Here is a 7,252-nt window from a genome sequence, read left to right as displayed (position 1 = left end):
GGTGCGGGGGGTGGCGGCGCGGCGGGCGCGCTCGACGGCGGCCGGGAGGGCGGCGATGAGGGCGTCGACGTCGGCGGAGGTGCTGGTGTGGCCGAGGGTGAAGCGCAGCGAGGAGCGGGCGCGGTCGTCGTCGGCGCCCATGGCGAGCAGCACGTGCGAGGGCTGGGCCACCCCGGCGGAGCAGGCGGAGCCGGTCGAGCAGGCGATGCCCTGGGCGTCCAGCAGGAGCAGCAGGGCGTCGCCCTCGCAGCCGGGGAAGGAGAAGTGCGCGTTGCCCGGCAGCCTGTCGGTCGGGTCGCCGTTGAAGACGACCTCGGGCACCGCGTGACGGACCCGCTCGACCAGGTCGTCACGGAGCGCGGCGATCCGGGCCGCGTACTCCTGCTGGCCCTTGACCGCCGCCTCCACGGCGACCGCGAAGGCCACGATGCCGGCGGTGTCGAGGGTGCCGGAGCGCACGTCGCGCTCCTGGCCGCCGCCGTGCAGCACCGGGGTGGCCGACACGTCGCGGGCGAGCAGCAGGGCGCCCACCCCGGTGGGGCCGCCGAGCTTGTGCCCGGTGACGGTCAGCGCGGCGACCCCGCCGACGGAGAAGTCCACCGGCACCTGCCCCACCGCCTGGATCGCGTCGGTGTGGAACGGCACCCCGTGCTCGGCGGCGACCGCGGCCAGCTCGGCGACCGGCTGGACGGTGCCGACCTCGTTGTTGGCCCACATCGCGGTCACCACCGCGACCCGGTCGCCGTGCGCGGCCAGCTCGGCGCGCAGCTCGTCGGGGCTGAGCCGGCCGGCCGCGTCGACGGAGAGCCAGCCCACGCCGGCACCCTCGTGGTCGGCCAGCCAGTCCACCGCGTCGAGCACCGCGTGGTGCTCGACGGCGCTGGAGACCACCCGGTCCCGCCGAGGGTCGGCGGACCGGCGGGCCCAGAAGATGCCCTTCACCGCGAGGTTGTCGCTCTCGGTCCCGCCGCCGGTGAAGACGACCTCGGAGGGCCGGGCGCCCAGCGCGGCGGCCACCCGTTCCCGCGACTCCTCCACCCGCCGCCGGGCACGGCGGCCCGCCGCGTGCAGTGAGGACGCGTTGCCGACCTCGCGGGCGGTGGCGACGTACGCCTCCAGTGCCTCGTCGAGCATCGGAGTGGTCGCCGCGTGATCCAGGTAAGCCATCGCGGTCCAGCCTACGACCGGCGCCCGACCCGCCGGAGGCCGGAGTACGCGGTGCGGGGCCCGGGGTGCGGTCAGGCCGGCACGGCGGTGACCACGATGTTGTCGCGGTACCGGCGCGCCTCGGCGTCGAACGGGCCGCCGCAGGTGATCAGGGTCAGCCGGGGCCTGCCGTCCCGGGCGAAGTAGCGGTCCAGCGGGATCTTCGTCTTCCGGTACTCCTCCCGGGCGACGACCCGGTACTCCCTGCGGACGCCGTCGCCGCCGGTGGCGGTGAGGGTGTCGCCGCGGTCCAGTTCGCGGAGCCGGAAGAAGGCCCCCTCGCCCTGGGTGGCGCTGTCCACGTGGCCGGCGACGACCACCGACCCGGCCCGTGCCTCCAGCCCGGGGCCGTGGCGGTACCAGCCGATCCGGTCCACGCTGGGCGGCACCGCGAACTCGCCGCTCGCGCGGTCGATGCCCACCGCGTCGACCGTGGCGGTCACGCCGATGGCCGGGATGACCAGCCGTACGGGCGGGACGGTCCGCGTACCGGCGGGCAGGTCGCCCCGGGTCACCGGCACCGACGGGCCGGGGGCCGGCGGTGCCGGGGCGGTGCCGGCCAGGTCGGCGGCCTCCGCCGCGCCGACGTCCCCGGCCGGCCGGGAGCCGCAGGCGACCACGGTGGCGACGGTGAGCGCGGCGACGCCGGCGGCCATCGCCGCCAGCGCCCCGCGGTGGCGCACCGTCACCTGCGGGCCGTCCGGGCCGTGGCCACCCGCACCCCGCCGCCGACCAGGAGCAGCGCGCCGGCGCCGGTCAGCACGTACCACCAGGTGTCCACGCCGGTGCCGGCCCGGCCGCCGTCGCCGCTGGGCACCCCGGCCGGGGCCGAGTGCAGGCCGGTGATGGTCTGTGCCACGACGCCGAGGGTCTTCGCCTCGGCCGAGCCGATGGCGTAGACGATCGTGGCGGTGCCCTCCTTGAGGTCGAGGTCCGCCGGCCCGATCGCCACGGTGTCGGTGCCGGCGAGCACCACGTCCGCCCTGACGGCGCCCGCGTCGACGTCGCCCTTGGCCTCGTTCGGGTTGGTGAGGTCCTCGAAGACCGGGGTGCCGCCGGCGCGCACGTCCACCGCCGGGGCCGCGGCGGTGTGCCGGACGATCAGCCGGGCCTTGCCGGCGGCGACCCTGCCGGTGTCGTTGACGAACGGCGTGATCTTCGGCTTGCCGGCGGCGTCGAGGTGGGCGGCGAGGCTGATGTTCGCCCCACCCGGCACCGCGGCGTCGTCGACGCTGAGGATGGCCTGGGCGATCGGCTCGCCGGGCTTGGTGAGGGCGATGTCGTACGCGCCCTCCGCCAGGTCCAGCGGGCCGGCCACGTCGCCGGGCTTGAGGTTGTCCAGCGTCTTCTCGCCGTTGACGTACACGTCGACCGGGGTGTCGGGGATGCCGTGCACGACGGAGACCTTGGCCGAGGCGGCGTACGCGGGGGTGGCGGTGAGGGCGCCGGCTCCGGCGAACGTCAGCGCGGCGACCGCGCCCCCCGCGGCGACCCGACGGAAGTACGAGAGCTGCATGTCTGCCTCCTGGTGGCTGGTGCTGATTCGTCAGGCCTGGTGTGCAAAACGAGTTACGCCCGGTCCACCGCCGCCGGATACGGCCGGGAGCAACTTCTTTTCGTCCGTCAGAGCCGCATCCGTCCGCCGTCCGCGGAGCGAAGAGCTGCTGAGACCAGACCGACCGGAGAGGTGGGGCGATGGCTGTGGGAGCTACAGTCGGGCATGCCCCCTGGAAGGCGAGCCGCCCTGTGACAGCGGCACGGCAGGAGCCGGACCCACCCGAGGACGACCTGGCCGCCCGCTTCCGCGCCGGCGACGAGTCGGCACTGCGGGAGGCGTACGACCGGTACGGCCGGGCGGTCCTGCACCTGGCCACCAGCACGTTGGCCAACCGCAGCGACGCGGAGGACGTGACCCAGACCACCTTCGTCGCCGCCTGGCTGGGGCGGGACACCTTCGACCCGGCCAAGGGCTCGCTGGTCGGCTGGCTGCTCGGCATCGGCCGGCGCAAGGTGATCGACCGGCTGCGGGTCTCCGCCCGGGAGACCCGGGTGGTCGAGACGGTCCGGCAGCTGCCGGAGGCGGCGCGCACGGCCCCGGGTCCCGACACGGTGGTCGACCGGCTGGTGGTCGCCGACGAGCTGGCCCGGCTCCCCGACGACCAGCGGCGCATGCTGGAGTTGGCGTTCTTCGACGACCTGACCCACCAGCAGATAGCGACGGTGACCGGGGTGCCGCTCGGCACGGTCAAGAGCCACATCCGGCGCGGCATGGCGAGCTTGAAACGCAGATGGGAGGTGGACGGTGCCACACCTGGAGCACGACCGGCTGGTCTTCCTGGCGCTCGGTGAGACCGAGGCGGACGCCGGAGAGAGCACCCACCTCGACAACTGCGCGCACTGCCGGACCGAGATGGACGCCCTCCGGCACGTGGCCGGTCTCGGCGCCGACGCCCAGGGCCTGCACGCCCTGCCCGACCCGCCGGAGCACGTCTGGCAGGGCATCGTCGCGGAGATCCGGGCGGCGGAGGCCCTCCCGGCGCTGCCCGGACCGCGCGCCGAGCCCGCCCTGGACGAGCGCCCCTCCGGCGGGCAACCGTCCGACCGGCGGAGCGACGGCGAGGGCGGGGTGGTCCTCGCGCCGCCGCGCGGTCGCTGGTCGCGCTGGGCCGTGACCGCCGCCACCGCGGCGGCCGCCGCCGTGCTCGGCGTCGTCGGCACCGTCGCCGTGCTCGACGCGACCGAGCCGACGCCGGAGCCCACACCGCGGCGGGTGGTGCTGGCCAGCGCGCCGCTGAAGGCGTACGGAGCGACGCCGCCGGAGGCCAACGGCGAGGCCCGGGTGTTCGACAACGGCAGACTGCACCTGCACGTGGCGAATCTCCCGGACGTCCCGGGGTACTACGAGGTCTGGCTCATCAACCCACGGAACATGGAGATGTTCTCGGTCGGTGTGCTCGGCGACGCGGCGGACGAGCTGCTGCCGTTGCCACCGAACGTCGACCTTGAGGCATACTCGGTTGTCGACGTCTCCGCCGAGGCGTACGACAACAACACCGCCCACTCCGGCAAGAGCCTGTTGAGGGGCACCCTGACGGGCTGATCGGCGGGCCGGCTCAGCTCCCCGGCCCGCCGATCAGCTCCCATCGCCGCCCCGCCCGCCGGCTCCCGCCGCTCAGCCCAGCCGGCGGCCGAACCGCTTGTCGAGCGCGACGATGGCGGAGACCACGACGGCGATGCCCAGGATCCGCAGCCACGCCTGCCCGTCGATGGGTGCGGTGCGGAACAGGTCGTTCATCACCGGCAGGTAGGTCAGGGCGAGCTGGCCGAGGGCCTGCACCAGCACCCCGACGACCAGCCAGCGGTTGCTGAACAGGCCCAGCCGCCACGGGGAGCGGGTCAGCGAGCGGCAGCTGAACAGGTAGAACGCCATCACGGTGACGAAGAGGTTCACCGCGGCGGTGCGCGCCTGCGCCAGGTCGGCCCCGCCGGAGCGTTCCCACTCGAACAGCCACCAGGCGCCCACCACCAGCAGCGCGGAGACCAGCAGGACCCGGACCACCAGCGCGACGGTCAGCAGGGGCTGACCGGGGTCGCGCGGCGGCCGGTCCATGATCCCGGGCTCCCTCGGTTCGAAGGCGAGCGTCAGGCCGAGGAACACCGCCGTGGTCATGTTGATCCAGAGGATCTGGCTCGGCAGGATCGGTAGCGCCGAGCCGAGCACGATCGCGACGAGGATGACCAGTCCCTCCGCCGCGTTGGTGGGCAACGTCCAGGTGATGAACTTGGTCAGGTTGGCGAAGACGCCCCGCCCCTCCGCGACGGCCGTCTCGATGGTGGCGAAGTCGTCGTCGGTGAGCACGACGTCGGCGGCCTCCTTGGCCACCTCGGTGCCGCTGCGCCCCATGGCCACCCCGATGTTGGCCTGGCGCAGGGCCGGGGCGTCGTTGACCCCGTCACCGGTCATCGCGACCACCTGGCCGTCGGCCTGCAACGCCTCCACCAGCCGCAGCTTCTGCTCGGGCGAGACCCGGGCGAACACCGACGCCCGCCGTACCGCCGCGGGCAGCTCCCCGGCGGGCAGCGCCGCCAGGTCGGCGCCGGTCAGCACGTCGCCCGGGCCGGGCTCGGTACGCAGCAGCCCGAGCCGGCGCGCGATGGCGCTGGCGGTGGCCAGGTGGTCCCCCGTGATCATCTTCACCTCGATGCCCGCGCGGTGGCAGGACCGCACGGCCGCCGCGGCGGCGGCCCGGGGCGGGTCGAGCATCGCGTGCAGCCCGGTGAAGACCAGGCTGCCGGCCAGTTCCTCCTCCACGAGCCCGTCCGCCGGGCCGACGGGCCGCATCGCGGTGGCGAGCACCCGCAGCCCCTCGGCGGCCAGCTCGTGGGCGGCGGCCAGCACGACCGGGGCGTCGAGCGGTCCCGTCGCGCCGTCGGGGCGCGCCGCCGAGCCGGACCACTCGACCACCCGCTCCACCGCCCCCTTGACGAGCACGATCCGCCCGCCGTCGGGACGGTCGTGCAGGGTCGCCATGAACTGCCGCTCCGAGGTGAACGGGACGGCGGCCACCCGGGGCAGCTCGGCGGCGACCTCGTGCGCGTGCAGCCCCATCTTGGCGCCCGCCACCAGCATCGCCCCCTCGGTGGGGTCCCCCAGCACGACCCACCGGCCGTCCTGCTCGTCCAGCCGGGCGTCGTTGCAGGCCACCCCGGCCAGCAGCGACCAGCGCAGCGGGCCCTCCCCGGTCGGGGCCGGGCCACCCCCGGGGTCCCGGATCTCGCCGGTCGGGGCGTAGCCGGTCCCGCCTACGTCGTAGCGGCCCTGCGGCGTCCAGAGCACCTGGACGGTCATCTGGTTCTCGGTGAGGGTGCCGGTCTTGTCGGTGCAGATCACCGTGGTGCTGCCCAGCGTCTCCACCGCCGGCAGCCGCCGGATCACCGCCCGGCGCCGGGCCATCCGGGACACGCCGATCGCCAGGGTGATCGTCACGGCGGCGGGCAGCCCTTCGGGGATCGCGCCGACGGCCAGCGCCACGGCGGCGGTGAACGTCTCCCCCGCGTCCTGCCCCCGCACCACGCCGACGCCGAAGGTCACCGCGGCGAGCAGCAGGATCGCCACGGTGAGCAGCCGGCTGAACCGGGCGAGCTTCACCGTCAGCGGCGTGTCCAGCACCCGCGCCCCGCCGACCAGGCGGTGGATCCGGCCCAGTTCCGTCTCCGCACCGGTGGCCACCGCGACGCCGACCGCCGTGCCGCCGGTGAGCAGGGTGCCGGAGTAGAGCAGGTTGCGGCGGTCGGCCACCGGCGTCTCGACCGGCACCACCAGCTCGTCCTTGCGTACGGGCAGCGACTCGCCGGTCAGCGCCGACTCGTCGGCCCGCAGCTCGGCGGCGCGGACCAGCCGCAGGTCGGCGGGGACCTTCTCCCCCGCCTCCACCAGCACCAGGTCCCCGGGGACCACCACGTCGGACGGCACGTGGCGCTGCCGACCGCCGCGCAGCACCCGGGCCTGCGTACGCACCATGGCCCGCAGCGCGTCGAGGGCCGCCTCGGCACGGGACTCCTGGAGGAAGCCGACGACGGCGTTGACGAGCACCACCCCGAAGATCACCGCCGAGTCGACGTACTCGGCGAGCACCAGGGTGACCACGCCGGCGGCGACCAGCACGTAGATCAGCGGGTTGTGGAACTGCCGCAGCAGGCGGCGCAGGGCCCCGCCCTCGGCCGCGCTGGGCAGCACGTTGGGCCCGTACCGCTGGAGCCGGGCCGCCGCCTCCTCGTCGGTCAGCCCGTGCTCGGTGTCGGTCCCGAGCAACAGCACGACCTCGTGCACGGCGAGCGCGTGGTGATCGCCCTCGGGCGTCCTGGCCGGCATCGGCACACTCCTGTTCCGCACGGGGCGGGCGCACCCGGTCACCCCGGGGAGAGCATCCCCATCGTCGCAGGCCGGCAGGGGGGCCGTGGGTCGTTCGGGCCGCGACCGGAGAACCGGCGAGGGCCGGGAACCGCCGAGGCGGCGAGGCCGGGAACTCCGGAAACGGCGAGGGCC

General features: G+C 75.2%; 6 protein-coding genes. 2 read left to right on the top strand and 4 right to left on the bottom strand.

Translation table 11 applies throughout. The features are described from left to right. The 3 genes from ACSNN9_RS11500 to ACSNN9_RS11490 all read right to left on the bottom strand — a co-directional run. Window positions 1-1,167 (bottom strand): cysteine desulfurase family protein (locus ACSNN9_RS11500; RefSeq protein ID WP_436673012.1); only part of this gene is annotated, 1,167 nt, incomplete at its 3' end. Between the two features lie 71 nt (window positions 1,168-1,238). Continuing rightward, the gene (locus tag ACSNN9_RS11495) at window positions 1,239-1,895 is read right to left on the bottom strand and encodes a class F sortase (protein ID WP_436673011.1); all 657 of its coding nucleotides are present in this window, start codon (window positions 1,893-1,895) and stop codon (window positions 1,239-1,241) included. Next, on the bottom strand, window positions 1,892-2,722 hold the full coding sequence (locus ACSNN9_RS11490) for a DUF4397 domain-containing protein (RefSeq protein WP_436673009.1): 831 nt from the start codon (window positions 2,720-2,722) through the stop codon (window positions 1,892-1,894). The genes ACSNN9_RS11495 and ACSNN9_RS11490 overlap by 4 nt, the downstream gene beginning before the upstream one ends. 230 nt (window positions 2,723-2,952) lie before the next feature. Between ACSNN9_RS11490 and ACSNN9_RS11485 the strand changes: the two genes are divergently transcribed. Both ACSNN9_RS11485 and ACSNN9_RS11480 read left to right on the top strand, forming a co-directional pair. Then, the gene (locus tag ACSNN9_RS11485; protein WP_436673008.1) at window positions 2,953-3,555 is read left to right on the top strand and encodes an RNA polymerase sigma factor; all 603 of its coding nucleotides are present in this window, start codon (window positions 2,953-2,955) and stop codon (window positions 3,553-3,555) included. After that, complete coding sequence (locus tag ACSNN9_RS11480; protein ID WP_436673007.1) at window positions 3,509-4,306, top strand: anti-sigma factor; 798 nt, start codon at window positions 3,509-3,511, stop codon at window positions 4,304-4,306. Before ACSNN9_RS11485 ends, ACSNN9_RS11480 begins: the two co-directional genes overlap by 47 nt. 72 nt (window positions 4,307-4,378) lie before the next feature. On the opposite strand, the gene ACSNN9_RS11475 is transcribed toward ACSNN9_RS11480, so the two are convergent. After that, the gene (locus ACSNN9_RS11475; RefSeq protein WP_436673006.1) at window positions 4,379-7,078 is read right to left on the bottom strand and encodes an HAD-IC family P-type ATPase; all 2,700 of its coding nucleotides are present in this window, start codon (window positions 7,076-7,078) and stop codon (window positions 4,379-4,381) included. Between the last annotated feature and the right edge of the window lie 174 nt (window positions 7,079-7,252).

It is taken from the genome of Micromonospora sp. URMC 107 (genome assembly GCF_051386315.1).
Taxonomy (GTDB): Bacteria; Actinomycetota; Actinomycetes; order Mycobacteriales; family Micromonosporaceae; genus Micromonospora.
The sequence above is the reverse complement of the archived record's forward strand: the minus strand, read 5'-3'. Positions and strand labels throughout refer to the sequence as shown.

Bases quoted from the DNA above. Each gene is read 5' to 3' on its own strand.
- ACSNN9_RS11490 (WP_436673009.1), bottom strand. From the start codon at position 2,722: ATGCAGCTCTCGTACTTCCGTCGGGTCGCCGCGGGGGGCGCGGTCGCC.
- ACSNN9_RS11475 (WP_436673006.1), bottom strand. From the start codon at position 7,078: ATGCCGGCCAGGACGCCCGAGGGCGATCACCACGCGCTCGCCGTGCAC.